Origin of the sequence: Sediminicoccus rosea, from assembly GCF_033547095.1 — a bacterium.
GTDB classification, from domain to species: Bacteria; Pseudomonadota; Alphaproteobacteria; order Acetobacterales; family Acetobacteraceae; genus Roseococcus; species Roseococcus rosea.
Window position 1 is genome coordinate 74094 of the sequence record NZ_CP137852.1, and the last position, 14493, is coordinate 88586.

Consider the following 14493-nt stretch of genomic DNA (forward strand, 5'->3'; position numbering starts at 1 on the left):
TTGCGCGGCACGGCGCCGATCGCCACGCTCACCTCGTCAACAACCGAAAGGAGGTGATCCAGTGTCTCATTGCAGCTTGGCCGACGCCGTTTCCGTGGCCTGGATGACCGCCCCCATGGGGGTGCCTGGCTGAAGGCGGCAACGCCACACGCAATGCCTTGAAGGGGGGCCCGGCGGAGCGATCCGTCGGGCCCTTTTCACGCGGCGCGCGCGAGCACTAGCGCGCCCCAGGTCATTCCCGCCCATCCGGCGGCCGCACCCCAGGCCACCGCCCCGCGCGGCCAGAGCCAGACGGCGAGCGGAATGGCCTGCATGGCGTGGATGGCGAGGAAATGCGCCACGCGCAGATCGCCCGCCGCGAAGCTCCAATAGAAGGGTGGCCAGCCGCCCGCATTGCTGCACGCCGCCACGCAGGCCGAGCCCTGCCCGCTGATGGCGAAGCCTGTGACGCCCCCCAGCACGCCCGTCACCAGCAGCCCCAGCCCGGCGGCGAGCCGCGCCGCGCGCGGGATTTCGCGGCTGCCGCGCCAGAGGATCATCAGCCCCAGCAGCCCCGCACCCGCCACCAGCAGCGTGGCGCCGAGGCCCATCAGCGCATAGACCACGCTGCCCAACCCATCCCGCGCGAAGTGGGACGGCGCGCCCCAGGCGGCGCGCCAGGTGATCCAGCCCTGCTCGAACAGAGCCATGGCCAGCATCACGCCCACCACCGCCCGCGCCACGCGCCCCGCCTGCTGGTCCGGCGAAAGCGCCGGCCAGAGCCAGGCCAGCGTCCAGAACCAGGCGACGAAGGAGGCGGCGAATTTCGCCGGCTTCACCCAGACCGAGACGCCGTCGAACAGCCGCGGGTCCAGCACGGCCAGCACCAGGCAGGCCAGAAGCCAGGCCAGCGCCACCCAGCCGGCCAGGGCGAATTCAGGCTGGCGGCGATGCAGCTGGGCCAGCGGGCTCACCGCGCCCCCCGCCGCAGGGCAAGGAAGACCAGCAGGCCAAGTGGTCCGAGCAGGAAGGTGGGCGGCAGGGCCAGCCAGAGGATCCAGCGCGGCAGCGCCTCGGCCGTCGCGCGCCGGGCCATCCAGGCGCCGAGGAAGAGATCGAAGGCCAGGTAATGCAGCCACCCGGCCAGCAGCACCCAGGGTGAGGCGAAGAGCGCCGCCACGCCCGCGAGGCTGGAGAAGCCACCCTCGGCGCCCGGCATGGCGAAGGCCAGCACGGCGACATAGGCGAGCGCGAAGGCCACCGGCAGCGCGACGCCGCAGAGCGCCCAGTTCACCGCGCTCTGGCGTGGAAACAGCAGCAGCGCGACCCAGCCGGCCAGGGCGAGCGTATTGGCGAGGGTGAAGAGCGTCTCGGGCGTCATGGGCTGTCTGTCCAATGGTAAGTTCGGGATAGCGGCGCAAACTGACCATTGTCAAGTTTCTCCGTCGGCGCGATAGGAAGGAGCATGGCCGTCACTCCCAAGCCGCCCGGGCGCTTCCACCATGGCGATCTGCGCCGCGCCCTGCTCGATGCCCTGGCCGAGGCGCTGCGCGAGCACCCGCCCGAGGCGCTCTCGCTCCGCGATCTGGCGCGTCGCGCGGGCGTGGCGCATAGCGCGGCCGCGCCGCATTTCGGCGACAAGCGCGGCCTGCTGACCGCCTTCGCGACCGAGGGCTATACGCGCCTCGCCAAAGCGCAGCGCGCGGCCATGGAAGCGGCGCCCCGTGATGCGGCGGCGCAACTGGCGGCCTCGGGGCGTGGCTATCTCGGCTTCGCGCGGGCCAGCCCCGGCCATTTCCGCCTGATGATGCGGGCCGATCTGGTGGATGGCGCGAACCCCGCCCTCTGCGCCGCCCAGGAGGCTGCCTGGCAACCCTTGGCCGAGGCCATCACCGCCGGGACGCCGCATCTGGACGCCACGCAGCGGCATGCGCGCATGATCCTCGCCTGGTCGGGCGTGCATGGGTTCGCGGCGCTGACGGCGGAAAAGGCGGAGGCGGTGCTGGCCGGCGCCTCAGGCCTGGATGCGGCCGAAGCGGCGCTGGTGGAGGGCCTGGTCGCCGCCTGCCTCAGGCGGTGAGCAGGCCGATTCGGTCTTCCTCGAAGACGCCGCAGGTCAGCACCCCGCCGAAGACGGCGCCGGTGTCGAGGTTGATGCGGTTCTCGCGCAGATCGGCCACGCGCTCGCGCACCGGGGTGTGGCCATGCACGATGAAGGCGCCGTGATCGGCCTCGCTGTCGAGGAAGGCGCCGCGGATGCGCATCAGGTCATCGGGCGATTGCGCCTCCAGCGGCACGCCAGGGCGCACGCCGGCATGCACGAAGAAACAGGGGCCGACGCGGTGTGAGAGCGTGAGGCCGCGCAGGAAGGCGATGTGATGCGCCGGGATGCCGGTGGCCCAGCTTTCGCGCGGCGCGTGCTCGGCCAAGCCCCAACTGACCAGCGCCTCGCGCCCGCCATAGTACATCCAGTCCGTGGCACTCGGCGCATCGCCGTCCAGCGCGGCCAGCAGCGTCGCCTCGTGATTGCCGCGCAGGTTCACCACCGGGCAGGCATCGAAGCCCATGGCGAGCTCGATGGCGCCGGCGCTGTCCGGCCCACGGTCGATGAAGTCGCCCAGATGAATGAGCAGCGCGCCGGAGGTGGGGTTTTCGGTCAGGTCCGCGCGGATCATCGCGTGAAGTTCGCGCAGCTTCTCCGCGCAGCCATGCACATCACCGATGGCATAGACGCGCTTGCCCCGCGGCATGACCACGGGTGACTTCAGCCACTTCACAGAACGGGGGTGCAGGAACCTGAGGTTCCTGCCGGGGTCCAGGGGCGGAGCCCCTGGCTAGCGCGCATTGGCGCTGGCATCCGAGCGCGTGTTGCCGACGCGCGCCGCCAGCGCGGCGGCCATGAAGTCATCCAGGTCGCCATCCAGAACGGCCGAGGGATTGCCCTTCTCAAGGCCGGAGCGGAGGTCCTTCACCAACTGATAGGGCTGGAGCACGTAGTTCCGGATCTGGTGGCCCCAGCCGATATCCGTCTTGCCGGCCTCGATGCCGTCGGTGATGGCCTCGCGCTTGCGGAGTTCCAGCTCGTAGAGGCGCGCCTTCAGCATATCCATCGCGATGACGCGGTTGCGGTGCTGCGAGCGGTCCTGGGTCGAGGCGGCGACGATGCCGGTCGGGATATGCGTGAAGCGGACGCCCGATTCGGTCTTGTTCACATGCTGCCCGCCGGCGCCGGAGGCGCGGAAGGTGTCGGTCTTGATGTCGGCCGGGTTGATCTCGATCTCGATCTTGTCGTCGATCACCGGATAGACATAGACGCTGGCGAAGCTGGTCTGGCGCTTGTCATTGCCGCCGAAGGGGCTGATGCGGACCAGGCGATGCACGCCGGTCTCGGTCTTCAGCCAGCCGAAGGCGTTGTCGCCGGTGACCTGGAGGGTGGCGGATTTGATGCCCGCCTCCTCGCCCTCGGACTGCTCGGTCAGCGTGACCTTGTAGCCGCGGCGCTCGGCCCAGCGCATGTACATGCGCATGAGCATTTCGGCCCAGTCCTGCGCTTCGGTGCCGCCGGCGCCGGCATTCACTTCGAGGTAGGCGTCGTTGCCATCGGCCTCGCCCGAGAGAAGGCTCTCGATCTCACGGCGCTTGGCCTCGGCGGCGAAGCCGTGCAGGTCGGCGACGGCCGCATCGGCCGTCGCGCCGTCATCCTCGGCCTCGGCCAGTTCGATGAGTTCGAGCGCATCCGCCACGCCCTGCTCGAGGCGCTGCACGCCCTCGATCTGGTCCGCCAGGCGCGTGCGCTCGCGCATCAGCTTGGTGGCTTCGGCGGCGTCATTCCACAGGGAGGGGTCTTCGGCCTTCGCGTTCAGTTCGGCGAGGCGAATGAGGGAGGCATCCCAGTCAAAGATGCCTCCTCAGCAGGGACACCGAAGCGGTGATCTGCTCTTGGAGCTGGAGGGCGTCTGCGCGCATGGGGGCTCAGTAGAGCCCGCCCAGCCCGCTGTCCACCCGGGCGGCGGCGCCAGAGCCCATTTCGGTGGGCATGGTGGCGGAATTCTCCGTCCCCGGCCGGAAGGCCTCCAGGATGGTCTCGCCCCGGTCGGTCTGGATGCGGACCAGCGCCACGCCCGGCGGCGCGCGGAAGGGCACGGCCGGGCTGCCCTGCAGGGCGGCGGCCAGCACCTCGCGGAAGATCGGCGCGGCATTGGTGCCGCCCGTCTCGCCCTGGCCCAGGCTGCGCGGATCGTCATAGCCGACCCAGACGGCGATCACGATGTCCGGCGTGAAGCCGACGAACCAGTTGTCCTTGTAGTCATCCGTCGTGCCGGTCTTGCCGGCGACGGGGCGGTTCAGCCCGGCGCCCGCGCGCGCACCCGTGCCGCGCTGCACGGCGCCCTGGAGAATGCTGGTGATCTGGAAGGCGGCGATGGGGTCCGCGATCTGCCGGCGGTTGTCGGTGAAGCGCGGCGGCCCGCCCTCGGGGCCCGAGGCGCAGCCCGCGCATTCGCGGTTGCTGCTGCGCCAGATCACGCGGCCGCGCTGGTCCTGCACGCTGTCGATCAGCGTCGGCTCCACGCGCTTGCCGCCATTGACGAAGCTGGCATAGGCGGCGGCCTGGCGCAGCACCGTCGTCTCGCCGGCACCGAGGCTCATGGAGAGGAAGCGCGGCATGTTCTCGATCACGCCGAAGCGGGCCGCCGTCTCGCTCACGCGGTCCATGCCGACATCCTGCGCGATGCGGACGGTGACGAGGTTGAGGCTGCGCTCCAGCGCGTTCCGCATCGTGACGTAGCCGCCCGAGGAACCGCCGCCGTAATTGCCCGGCCGCCAGACGCCCTGCGGCGTCGCGACCTCCACGCCGCCATCCAGGAAGCGCTGGTTGGGCGGGATCCCCTGCTCCAGCGCCGCGATATAGACGTAGGGCTTGAAGGAGGAGCCGGGCTGCCGCAGCGCCTGGCTCGCGCGGTTGAACTGGCTGCGCTCGAAGCTCCAGCCGCCGGCCATGGCCAGCACGCGGCCGGTGTTGGGATCGAGCGCGACCACCGCGCCCTCCACATCCGGGATCTGGCGCAGCAGCACGCGGTCGGCCCGCGCGGCGGGGGCATTGCGGGCGGGCGCGGTCCCGGCGGCCGGGGCCGCGCTGGGCGCCGGCTCGATCATGATCACATCGCCCAGCGCCAGCACATCGGACATGCGGCGGGGCGCATTGCCCAGGCGCACCGGCTGGACGCCCTGGCTCGGCAGCACGGGGCGCGCCCAGGCGAGGTCCTCCAGCAGGATGGTGCCGGTGCGCGGCTCGGCCGGCGCGCGGGAATGGGCGCGCTCGAACCAGCCGACGCGCGCCTCGCGCTCGCGCAGCTCGATCACCACGGCCTGGCGCCATTCGGGCAGCATGCCGGGCGGGCGGCCGAAGGCCTCCAGCGCGGGAAGCCATTCCGTCGCGCCATGCGCGCTCTTGGCGAGCGGGCCGCGCCAGCCGCCGCGGCGGCGGTCGAAGGCGAGAAGGCCGTTGCGCAGCGCCACCTCCGTCGCCGCCTGCAAGGCCGGGTCGAGGCTGGTGCGGACGACGAGGCCGCCACCCTGCGTCTGCTCCTGCCCAAAGCGGGAGATCAGCTCGCGCCGCACATCCTCGGTGAAATGGCCGCCCACGGGCACCACTTCGGGCCGGCGGAAGGGGCGGGCCAGGATGGTCTCGGCGCGGGCGGCACTGGCCTCGGCGGCGGTGATCACGCCGTCATCCAGCATGCGGTCCAGCACCCAGTTGCGGCGGATTCGCGCCTGCTCGGGGAAGCGCAGCGGGTTGTAGTTGTTGGGCGCCTTCGGAAGTGCCGCCAGGAAGGCCATCTCGGAGGTGGTGAGTTCCTCCAGCGATTTGTTGAAGTAAGCCTGGGCGGCGGCGGCCACGCCATAGGCCTGGGCGCCCAGGAAGATCTCGTTCAGGTAGATTTCCAGGATGCGCGACTTGGGCAGGGCGTTCTCCAGCCGCATTGCCAGCAGCGCCTCGCGCGCCTTGCGGAGCACGGTACGGTCGCTGCCGACCAGCATGTTCTTCGCCACCTGCTGGGTGATGGTGGAGGCGCCGACCATGCGGCGGCCGGTGCCGTATTGCTCGATGTTGGTGATGATGGCGCGCATCACCGCCACCGGGTCCACGCCGCGGTGGCTCTCGAAATTCTGGTCCTCGGCGGAGATGAAGGCCTGTTGCAGGCGGCGCGGGATCGCCTCGATCGGCACGAACACCCGGCGCTCGGCCGCGAGCTCGGCCATCAGGCGGCTGTCGCCGGCGTAGATGCGGCTCATCTGCGGCGGCGAGTAGTCGGCGAGCCAGCGATAGTCGGGCAGCCCCGCCTCCAGGCTGCGATAGAGCCCATAGGCCGCGACGGAGCCGCCCAGCGCCACCACGGCGGCCAGGATGAAGAGGCTGCGCAGGAAGCCGCCGAACAGCCGGAAGGGCGGCCGCTTGGGCGGGGTCGGGGGCGCGATCTTGTCCGGCCGCGGCGGGACGACCGGGGCCTCGATGGCGGGCGGAGGCGTATTCATGTCGGCCCTCTAGCACAAAATCCGAACGAATCGCGCGCCTTCTGCGCGGGTCGGGGATGCGGCGGCCTCGGTGAAGCGCAAGAAAGGTGAAGCCCACCTAGCTTGCGGCGTAATCTTGCTGCTACACAGCCCGCTTCATCTGATGGCCCCGCGGGAGAACAAACATGGCCTGGACCCGGAGCATTTTCGCCCTGCTGGGGGCGCTTTCCGTCGCGGCGACGGCCCCGGGGCCGGCCGCAGCCCAGACGGCGGCGCCGACCCTGAACATGGCCGTCGGCGCGCCCGTCACCTCGCTCGACCCGCATTTCCACCAGCTTTCGCCCAACAATGCCGTGGCCGCGATGATCTTCGACCGGCTGATCAACACGGACGGCCAGGCCCGCATGCAGCCCGGCCTCGCCGAAAGCTGGACGGCCATCGCCCCGGATGTCTGGGAGTTCAAGCTGCGGCGCGGCGTGCGCTTCCACAACGGCAATGAGTTCACCGCCGAGGACGTGGTCTTCACCTTCCAGCGCGTGCCGAACGTGCCCAACAGCCCGTCCAGCTTCGCCGCCTTCGTCCGCCCGATCCGCAATGTGGAGGTGGTGGACAGCCACACGCTGCGCATCACCACCAACGGTCCCTACCCGCTGCTGCCGCAGGACATGACGAACCTCTACATCCTGGACCGCGAAACGCATCAGGGTGTCACAACCGAGGATTTCAATGCCGGCCGCGCCGCCATCGGCACCGGCCCCTACCGCATGGTCAGCCACCGCATGGGCGACCGCATCGAGTTCGAGCGCAACGAGCAGTATTTCGGCGAGCGCCCGGCCTTCGCCCGCGTCAACTACCGCATGATCACCAATGACAGCGCCCGCACCGCGGCCCTGCTGGCCGGCGATGTGGAATTCATCGACCAGGTGCCGACGGCCGACCTCGCGCGCCTGCGCCAGGACCAGCGGCTGGCCATGAGCGAGGTGACGGGCCTGCGCCTGATCTACCTCGCCTTCGACCACCACCGCGATGACGCCTCGCCCTTCGTGACCGATGCGGAAGGCCGCCCCATCCCGCGGAACCCGCTGCGCGACCTCCGTGTGCGCCGCGCGCTCTCCATGGCGATCGACCGCCAGGCCATCGTGGACCGCGTGATGGAAGGGGCCGGCACGCCCTCCGCGCAGTTCTTCCCGCCCGGCATTTTCTCCTTCATCCCCGATTTCCCGGCGCAGCGCCCCGATGCCGAGGGAGCGCGCCGCCTGCTGGCCGAGGCGGGCTTCCCGCAAGGCTTCCGCATCACCCTGCATGGTCCCAATGACCGCTACCCCAATGACGGCCGCGTGATCCAGGCGATCGGCCAGATGTGGACGCGCATCGGCGTTCGCACCGCGGTCGAGGCGCAGCCCTGGACCACCTTCGTGGCCCGCGCCGGCCGTGGCGAGTTCTCCGCCTTCCTGATCGGCTGGGGCTCCAACCCCGAGGGCTCGCACCCGCTGCGGAACCTCATCGCGACGCAGGACCGCGAGCGCGGCTGGGGGGCCAGCAACCGCGGCCGCTACAGCAACCGCGCCATCGACGCCCAGCTGGAGCAGGCGCTGCGCGAGATCGACGATGCGCGGCGCGAGCAGCTGCTGATCGCCGCCCAGCGCGCCGCCTTCGAGGATGTTGCCATCGTCCCGCTCTACATCCAGACCAACATCTGGGCGATGCGGCGGAACCTGCAGCATGCCTCGCGCGCCGATGAGCTGACGCGCGCGCAGGACATCCGTCCCCGATGACCGTCTATCTGCTGCGGCGGATTTCCCAATCCTTCCTCGTGCTCGTCGCGATGAGCATGATCGTCTTCGTCGGCGTCTATGCCGTGGGCGACCCGGTGGAGATCCTGATCTCCCCCGATGCGGACCAGATGGAGCGGGAGCGCGCGATCCAGGCCCTCGGCCTCGACCTGCCGCTCTGGGAGCAATACGGCGTCTTCGTCTGGCGCGCCCTGCACGGCGATCTCGGCCGCAGCTTCGTCTACAATGAACCCGCCTTGCAGCTCATCCTGCAGAAGATGCCGGCGACGCTAGAGCTCGCCTTCGGCTCCATGTTCATCTCGGTGCTGATCGGCCTGCCGCTCGGCATGTATGCCGGGTTGAAGCCGGATAGCGCCGGGTCCAAGGTGATCATGGCGGGCAGCATCCTCGGCTTCTCGCTGCCCACCTTCTGGGTGGGGCTGATGCTCATCATGGTGTTTGCCGTGCAGCTCGGCTGGCTGCCCTCCACCGGGCGGGGCGAGACCGCCCATTTCCTCGGGCTGCAATGGTCTTTCCTGACCGCGAACGGCCTTTCCCACCTCGTCATGCCGGCGATCAACCTGGCGCTGTTCAAGATCAGCCTGGTCATCCGCCTCACGCGCTCCGGCGTGCGGGAGACGATGCTGATGGACTATGTGAAGTTCGCCCGCGCCAAGGGTCTCTCGCCCGCGCGCGTCACCTTCGTGCATGTGTTCAAGAACATCCTGATCCCGGTCGTGACGGTCGTGGGCCTTGAGCTCGGCTCCACCATCGCCTTCTCGGTGGTGACGGAGAGCGTCTTCGCCTGGCCGGGCATGGGCAAGCTGATCATCGACAGCATCAACGTGCTCGACCGCCCGGTGATCGTGGCCTACCTCATGATCATCGTGTTGATGTTCATCACCATCAACCTGATCGTGGACCTGCTCTATTCCGCGCTGGATCCGCGCGTCCGGCTGGAGGGCAAGGCATGAGCGACGTGACGCTCCCCGCCCCCGCGGCGGTGAAGGAGGAAACACCCTTCCGCCGCTTCGTCTCCGAATTCATGGCGAGCAAGATCGCGGTCGGCGGGCTGGTGGTCTTCACCATCATCGCGCTGCTCGCGATCTTCGCACCCTGGATCGCACCGCAGAATCCGTACGACCTGGCGCAGCTCGACATCATGGATGGGCGGCTGGAGCCGGGCGCCGTGGGCGGCTCGGGCATCACGCATTGGCTCGGGACCGATGACCAGGGGCGGGACATGCTCTCGGGCATCATCTACGGGCTGCGGATTTCGCTGACCGTCGGCGTGGGCTCGGCGCTGATCGCCTGCCTGGTCGGCGCCTCGCTCGGGCTGCTTGCCGCCTATGCGGGCGGGCGGACGGACAGCGTGATCATGCGGCTGGTGGACCTCCAGCTCTCCTTCCCGACCATCCTTGCGGCGCTGATGATCCTGGCCTTCCTCGGCAAGGGCATCATGAATGTCGTGATCGCGCTGGTGATCGTGGAATGGGCCTATTACGCGCGCACCGTGCGCGGCTCGGCGCTGGTCGAGCGGCGGCGCGAATACATCGAGGCGGCACAGTGCCTGGCGCTCCCCACCTCGCGCATCCTGTTCCGGCATCTGCTGCCCAATTGCCTGCCGCCGCTCATCGTGGTGGGCACCATCCAGATCGCGCGCGCCATCGCGCTGGAAGCGACGCTCTCCTTCCTTGGCCTCGGCGTGCCGATCACCGAACCCTCGCTCGGCCTGCTGATCGCCAATGGATATGAGTACATGCTGAGCGGGAAGTACTGGATCAGCTTCTATCCCGGCATCGCGCTGCTGATCACGATCGTCAGCATCAACCTGATGGGCGATCATCTCAGGGATGTCCTCAATCCGAGGCTGAAGAAATGAGCGGCCCCACGCTGGAGGTGCGGAATCTCCGCACGCATTTCTTCACCCGCGCCGGCATCGTGAAGGCGGTGGATGGGGTGAGCTTCACCGTCGGCCGCGGCAAGGTCTTGGGCCTGGTCGGCGAATCCGGCTCGGGCAAGACCGTGACGGGCTTCTCCATCATCGGCCTGGTGGACCCGCCGGGCCGCGTGGTGGAGGGCGAGATCCTCTACCAGGGCCGCAACCTCGCCACGATCAGCGAGGAGGAGATGCGCCACCTGCGCGGCAACCGCATCGCCATGATCTTTCAGGACCCGATGATGACGCTGAACCCGGTGCTCCGGGTGGACACGCAGATGATCGAGACGGTCCTGGCGCATGAGAAGGTCAGCAAGGACGAGGCCCGCCAGCGTGCGCGTGATGCGCTGGGCATGGTCGGCATCCCCTCGCCCGATGAGCGGCTGAAGTCCTATCCGCACCAGTTCTCGGGCGGCATGCGCCAGCGCGTGGCCATCGCCATCGCGCTGCTGCACCGGCCCGAACTGATCATCGCGGATGAGCCGACCACGGCGCTGGACGTGACCATCCAGGGCCAGATCCTGGCCGAGGTTCAGAAGCTCGCCGCCAATACCGGCACGAGCCTGATCTGGATCACGCATGACCTCTCGGTCGTCGCCGGCCTCGCCGACGATATCGCGGTCATGTATGCCGGCCGCGTCGTCGAGGACGGGCCGGTTTCCGAAGTGCTGGATCGCCCGCTGCACCCCTACACCCATGGGCTGATCGGCTCCGTCCCCAGCCGCAACAAGCGGGGCGAGCCGCTGCGGCAGATCCCGGGCATGACGCCCTCGCTGCTCAAGCTGCCGGCCGGCTGCGCCTTCCGCACGCGCTGCCCGCGCGCGGATGACGCCTGCCTCGCCGAGCAGCCGCTGCGCGAGTTGCGGCCCGGGCGCCAGGCGCGCTGCATCCACCCGCATCTGGACGAGGTGCCCGCATGAGCGAGCAGCCCATCATCGAGCTGCGCGGCATCACCAAGCGCTTCGAGAAGAAGCTCGACTTCGCCGGCAAGATCGCCAAGCGCCTGGGCGCCCCGGTGCGCGAGGAGATCGTCCATGCCGTGGATGGCGTGAACCTCTCCATCCGCAAGGGCGAAGTGGTCGGCCTGGTCGGTGAATCCGGCTGCGGCAAGTCCACGCTGGGCCGCGTCGTCGCCGGCATCATGCCGCCTTCCGAGGGCACGGTGCTCTGGCGCGGCACGGATGTGAACGCGCTGACGGGTGCCGCGAAGAAGGAGGCGCAGCTCCGCGCCCAGATGATCTTCCAGGACCCCTACGCCTCGCTCAACCCGCGCATGAAGGTGCAGGACATCGTGGGCGAGGCGCCCTTGGTGCATGGCATCACGACGCGCGGCGGCTTCGACGAGTATGTGGATGAGCAGATCCGCCGCGCCGGCCTCGATCCCGCCTTCAAGAAGCGCTACCCGCACCAGTTCTCGGGCGGGCAGCGGCAGCGCATCGGCATCGCCCGGGCGCTGGCCGTAAAGCCGGAATTCATCGTCTGCGACGAGGCGGTGGCGGCGCTGGACGTCTCGATCCAGGCGCAGATCCTCAACCTCTTCATGAAGCTGCGCGCGGAGCTGGATCTCACCTATCTCTTCATCAGCCATGACCTTGGCGTGGTCGAGCATCTCTCCGACCGCGTGGTGATCATGTATCTCGGCCGCGTCGTCGAGCAGGCGCCGAGCGAGGAGGTCTTCGCCCGGCCGAACCACCCCTACACCTCCTCGCTGCTCTCCTCCGTGCCGCGGATCGAGGCGCGCAAGCGGGCCTTCGCGGTGGTGCAGGGCGAGATCCCCTCGCCGCTCAACCCGCCCAGCGGCTGCCATTTCCACCCCCGCTGCCCGCATGCGACGGAGCGCTGCAAGGTGGAGGTGCCGAAGCTCAGGGAGATCGCGCCGGGGCATTTCTCCGCGTGCCATCTGAACGGGTGAGATGCGGCGGCGCCTCGCCCTGCTCGGCCTCCTGGCCGGCTGCACGAGGCCAGCGCCGCCATCCCCGGAGGACCCCTTGATCCCGCCCTATTTCGCGCAGTGGGAATCACCCGATCTGGTGGGCGAGTTCCTGGAGGGCCGCGACGCCGCGACCGACCCGCGCTGGGCGGATTCCGGCGCGGTGGATGTCGCCGAATATGCCCGCTGGGCCGAGCATCTCTGCGGCATGGCCTGCCTCAGGATGGCCATGGCCGCGCGTGGCCGGCGCCACACCATCCATGACCTGCGGCGCGGCGTGCAGCCGCTGGGCGGCTATGTGGAGGAGCCGGACGGCTTCATCCGAGGCCTGATCTATGCGGGCGCGGTGCGCTGGCTGAACGATCGCGGCATCGCCGCGCGCATCGTGCTGGACGAGCCGATGCCGCGCCTCGCCCCCGGTGAATTCTACATCGCCTCGGTGCATGCCGGCATCCGCACACCGGAGGTGGAGCCGCCGCGCAGGGGCGGGCATCTCGTGCTGGTCTTCGGCACGGATGAGGCCGGGCGCTGGCGCTTCCATAACCCCTCGGGCATTGGTGCGGCGCAGCAACGCGATGTGCGACTTTCGCCCGAGACCTTCTCGCGCTTCCACGCGGATCGGGGCATCCTCATCCCGTTGTGAACCGCACCTCCGATCGCGCCCTCATCCTGGGCACGGCCCTGACCCAGACCATCGGCTGGGGCACGCTCTTCATCCCCTTCGCGCTGATGGTGCAGCCGATGGAGGCGGCCCTCGGCTGGAGCCGGGCGGAGATCAACGGCGCCTTCACGCTGGGCATCCTGCTCTCCGGCATCCTGGCCATCCCCGTCGGCCGCTGGGTGGACCGGCATGGCGGCCAGGCGCCGCTCGCCTGGGGCAGCGTGCTGGGCAGCGCCATGCTGGCGCTCTGGGCGATCACGGACCAGCTCTGGCTGTTCTACCTGATCTGGATCGGGCTTGGCGTCGCGCATGCCACGGCGCTCTGGGGCCCGGCCATGGCGGTGGTGGTGGCGCTGGCGAAGCAGCCGATGCGCGTGATCACCGCCATCACCTTCGTGACTGGCTTCGCCGGCACGATCTTCGTGCCGCTCGTGGCCGCGCTGATCGCGGGCTTCGGCTGGCGCGGCGCGCTCTGGATCCTCGCCGTCGTGCAATTGCTGCCGGCGGCCACCGCCTGGTGGCAATTCGCGGGCACGCCGCCGCGCACGACCCACCAGGCGCGGGACAGCGAGGAAGCCTATCGCCGCACGCTCCGCCGCCCCGCCTTCTGGGGCCTCGCGCTCTGCTTCGCGGCGCATGCCTTCATCGGCGTGGCGCTCGGCGCGCATCTGGTGCCGCTGCTGCGCGAAGCCGGGCTGCCGGAAGCGAGCGTCATCCTCCTCGTGGCCCTGCACGGACCCTTGCAGGTGGCGGCACGCGGCGGGCTCTACATCGCGGGCCCGCGCGCCTCGACGCGTTGGGTGGGCCTGGGCGCCATGCTGCTGCTGCCCATCGCGCTGCTCTGGCTGGGCGGGGCGCCGGCCAGCTTCCTCTGGCTGCTGCCCTTCGTGCTCTGCTGGGCGGTGGCGGATGGGCTGCTCACCATTGTGCGCGCCGCCGGCACGGCCGAGATCCTGGGGCGCGAGGGCTATGGCGCGGTCACTGGCGCGCTCAGCCTCATCGCCGTGCTGCCGCGCACCCTGGGGCCGATCACCGTGGCCCTCATCTGGCAGGCCGATGGCGGCTATGGTGCCGTGCCCTGGATCCTGGCTGCCGTGGGCTTTCTGGGGGCGGCCAGCTTCGTGCTGGCCCTGAGGGACAAGGATTGATGCGCGCTCTTCTCCTGCTGCTACTGATGATGGGCCCGGCCTTGGGCAACACGCTCACCCTCCCGGGAGAGGCGCGCTTCGGCGATGACCGCCGCGCCGTGCGCTTCACCTTCCTCTGCTCCGAGAATGCCGGGCCGCAGGTGACGGGCGTGCTGGGTGTGGAACTCGCCATCCCGCGCCATGACACGCTGCGCCCGCATTTCGATTTCGATGCCTTCGAGGGGCCGGATGCGCGGGCCGGGCGGCGGACCCATCTGGAAAGCCAGGCGGGCGGCGCCGCGGCGCGGATGCAGTCACAGGTGAGCGGGTCGCTCGGCGCGGGGGATGATGCGCCCTTCGTCTTCGGCCTCTACGCCGCGCGCCGGGGCGAGGTGGCACGGCTCGGCGAGCTGTCCCGGCTGCTGGCGCCGCTGACGCTGGGCCAGGCGCAGCTCGGCTGGACCCAATGGCAGCCGCGCGGCGCGGCGATCGAGGCCCGGCTTGCCGTTTCCGCCGCGGATGCCGCACGGCTGCGCAGCCTCCTCGCTCCCTGCTTCCCCCGCTGAGGTTCA

The 14493-nt window shown here is 69.9% G+C and carries 14 protein-coding genes; 9 read left to right on the forward strand and 5 right to left on the reverse strand.

The features are described from left to right. Positions 1-197: 197 nt before the first annotated feature. On the reverse strand, positions 198-953 hold the full coding sequence (locus R9Z33_RS00335; RefSeq protein ID WP_318649302.1) for a hypothetical protein: 756 nt from the start codon (positions 951-953) through the stop codon (positions 198-200). Then, a complete protein-coding gene (locus R9Z33_RS00340; protein ID WP_318649303.1) occupies positions 950-1360 on the reverse strand; it encodes an ABA4-like family protein in 411 nt (136 codons plus the stop codon). The genes R9Z33_RS00335 and R9Z33_RS00340 overlap by 4 nt, the downstream gene beginning before the upstream one ends. Positions 1361-1444: 84 nt before the next feature. On the opposite strand from R9Z33_RS00340, the gene R9Z33_RS00345 reads away from it, so the two are divergent. After that, the gene (locus R9Z33_RS00345; protein ID WP_318649304.1) at positions 1445-2059 is read left to right on the forward strand and encodes a TetR/AcrR family transcriptional regulator; all 615 of its coding nucleotides are present in this window, start codon (positions 1445-1447) and stop codon (positions 2057-2059) included. Here the strand turns inward: R9Z33_RS00345 and R9Z33_RS00350 are convergent. The 3 genes from R9Z33_RS00350 to R9Z33_RS00360 form a co-directional block, all read right to left on the reverse strand. Further along, positions 2049-2729 carry a metallophosphoesterase gene (locus R9Z33_RS00350; protein ID WP_318651592.1) on the reverse strand — a complete coding sequence of 227 codons (681 nt, stop codon included), beginning with the start codon at positions 2727-2729 and terminating at the stop codon, positions 2049-2051. The two genes, R9Z33_RS00345 and R9Z33_RS00350, sit on opposite strands and share 11 nt — an antisense overlap. Before the next feature lie 84 nt (positions 2730-2813). Continuing rightward, a protein-coding gene (gene prfB, locus R9Z33_RS00355; protein WP_318649305.1) for a peptide chain release factor 2 occupies positions 2814-3945 on the reverse strand; the annotation gives its coding sequence in 2 pieces (ribosomal slippage) (positions 2814-3875 and positions 3877-3945; 1131 coding nt in all). Between the two features lie 6 nt (positions 3946-3951). Further along, entirely contained in the window at positions 3952-6513 is a 2562-nt protein-coding gene (locus R9Z33_RS00360; RefSeq protein WP_318649306.1) for a penicillin-binding protein 1A, read from the reverse strand. A gap of 164 nt (positions 6514-6677) precedes the next feature. On the opposite strand from R9Z33_RS00360, the gene R9Z33_RS00365 reads away from it, so the two are divergent. The 8 genes from R9Z33_RS00365 to R9Z33_RS00400 all read left to right on the forward strand — a co-directional run bounded on the left by R9Z33_RS00365 (position 6678) and on the right by R9Z33_RS00400 (position 14487). Continuing rightward, entirely contained in the window at positions 6678-8267 is a 1590-nt protein-coding gene (locus tag R9Z33_RS00365; protein ID WP_318649308.1) for an ABC transporter substrate-binding protein, read from the forward strand. Further along, the gene (locus R9Z33_RS00370) at positions 8264-9238 is read left to right on the forward strand and encodes an ABC transporter permease (protein WP_318649309.1); all 975 of its coding nucleotides are present in this window, start codon (positions 8264-8266) and stop codon (positions 9236-9238) included. The genes R9Z33_RS00365 and R9Z33_RS00370 overlap by 4 nt, the downstream gene beginning before the upstream one ends. Next, positions 9235-10146 (forward strand): ABC transporter permease, encoded by a 912-nt coding sequence (locus R9Z33_RS00375; protein WP_318649310.1) that lies wholly within the window; start codon positions 9235-9237, stop codon positions 10144-10146. Before R9Z33_RS00370 ends, R9Z33_RS00375 begins: the two co-directional genes overlap by 4 nt. Further along, positions 10143-11123, forward strand: coding sequence for an ABC transporter ATP-binding protein (locus R9Z33_RS00380; RefSeq protein WP_318649311.1), 981 nt, complete (start codon positions 10143-10145; stop codon positions 11121-11123). Before R9Z33_RS00375 ends, R9Z33_RS00380 begins: the two co-directional genes overlap by 4 nt. After that, complete coding sequence (locus R9Z33_RS00385) at positions 11120-12115, forward strand: ABC transporter ATP-binding protein (RefSeq protein ID WP_318649312.1); 996 nt, start codon at positions 11120-11122, stop codon at positions 12113-12115. Before R9Z33_RS00380 ends, R9Z33_RS00385 begins: the two co-directional genes overlap by 4 nt. Before the next feature lie 76 nt (positions 12116-12191). After that, the gene (locus tag R9Z33_RS00390) at positions 12192-12776 is read left to right on the forward strand and encodes a hypothetical protein (protein WP_318649313.1); all 585 of its coding nucleotides are present in this window, start codon (positions 12192-12194) and stop codon (positions 12774-12776) included. Continuing rightward, positions 12773-13942, forward strand: a complete 1170-nt coding sequence (locus R9Z33_RS00395) for an MFS transporter (RefSeq protein ID WP_318649314.1) — start codon at positions 12773-12775, stop codon at positions 13940-13942. The genes R9Z33_RS00390 and R9Z33_RS00395 overlap by 4 nt, the downstream gene beginning before the upstream one ends. Continuing rightward, positions 13942-14487 (forward strand): hypothetical protein, encoded by a 546-nt coding sequence (locus R9Z33_RS00400; RefSeq protein ID WP_318649315.1) that lies wholly within the window; start codon positions 13942-13944, stop codon positions 14485-14487. The genes R9Z33_RS00395 and R9Z33_RS00400 overlap by 1 nt, the downstream gene beginning before the upstream one ends. Positions 14488-14493: the final 6 nt, after the last annotated feature.

Bases quoted from the DNA above. Each gene is read 5' to 3' on its own strand.
- R9Z33_RS00340 (WP_318649303.1), bottom strand. From the start codon at position 1,360: ATGACGCCCGAGACGCTCTTCACCCTCGCCAATACGCTCGCCCTGGCC.
- R9Z33_RS00345 (WP_318649304.1), top strand. From the start codon at position 1,445: ATGGCCGTCACTCCCAAGCCGCCCGGGCGCTTCCACCATGGCGATCTG.
- R9Z33_RS00350 (WP_318651592.1), bottom strand. From the start codon at position 2,729: ATGCCGCGGGGCAAGCGCGTCTATGCCATCGGTGATGTGCATGGCTGC.
- R9Z33_RS00360 (WP_318649306.1), bottom strand. From the start codon at position 6,513: ATGAATACGCCTCCGCCCGCCATCGAGGCCCCGGTCGTCCCGCCGCGG.
- R9Z33_RS00365 (WP_318649308.1), top strand. From the start codon at position 6,678: ATGGCCTGGACCCGGAGCATTTTCGCCCTGCTGGGGGCGCTTTCCGTC.
- R9Z33_RS00370 (WP_318649309.1), top strand. From the start codon at position 8,264: ATGACCGTCTATCTGCTGCGGCGGATTTCCCAATCCTTCCTCGTGCTC.
- R9Z33_RS00375 (WP_318649310.1), top strand. From the start codon at position 9,235: ATGAGCGACGTGACGCTCCCCGCCCCCGCGGCGGTGAAGGAGGAAACA.
- R9Z33_RS00380 (WP_318649311.1), top strand. From the start codon at position 10,143: ATGAGCGGCCCCACGCTGGAGGTGCGGAATCTCCGCACGCATTTCTTC.
- R9Z33_RS00385 (WP_318649312.1), top strand. From the start codon at position 11,120: ATGAGCGAGCAGCCCATCATCGAGCTGCGCGGCATCACCAAGCGCTTC.
- R9Z33_RS00400 (WP_318649315.1), top strand. From the start codon at position 13,942: ATGCGCGCTCTTCTCCTGCTGCTACTGATGATGGGCCCGGCCTTGGGC.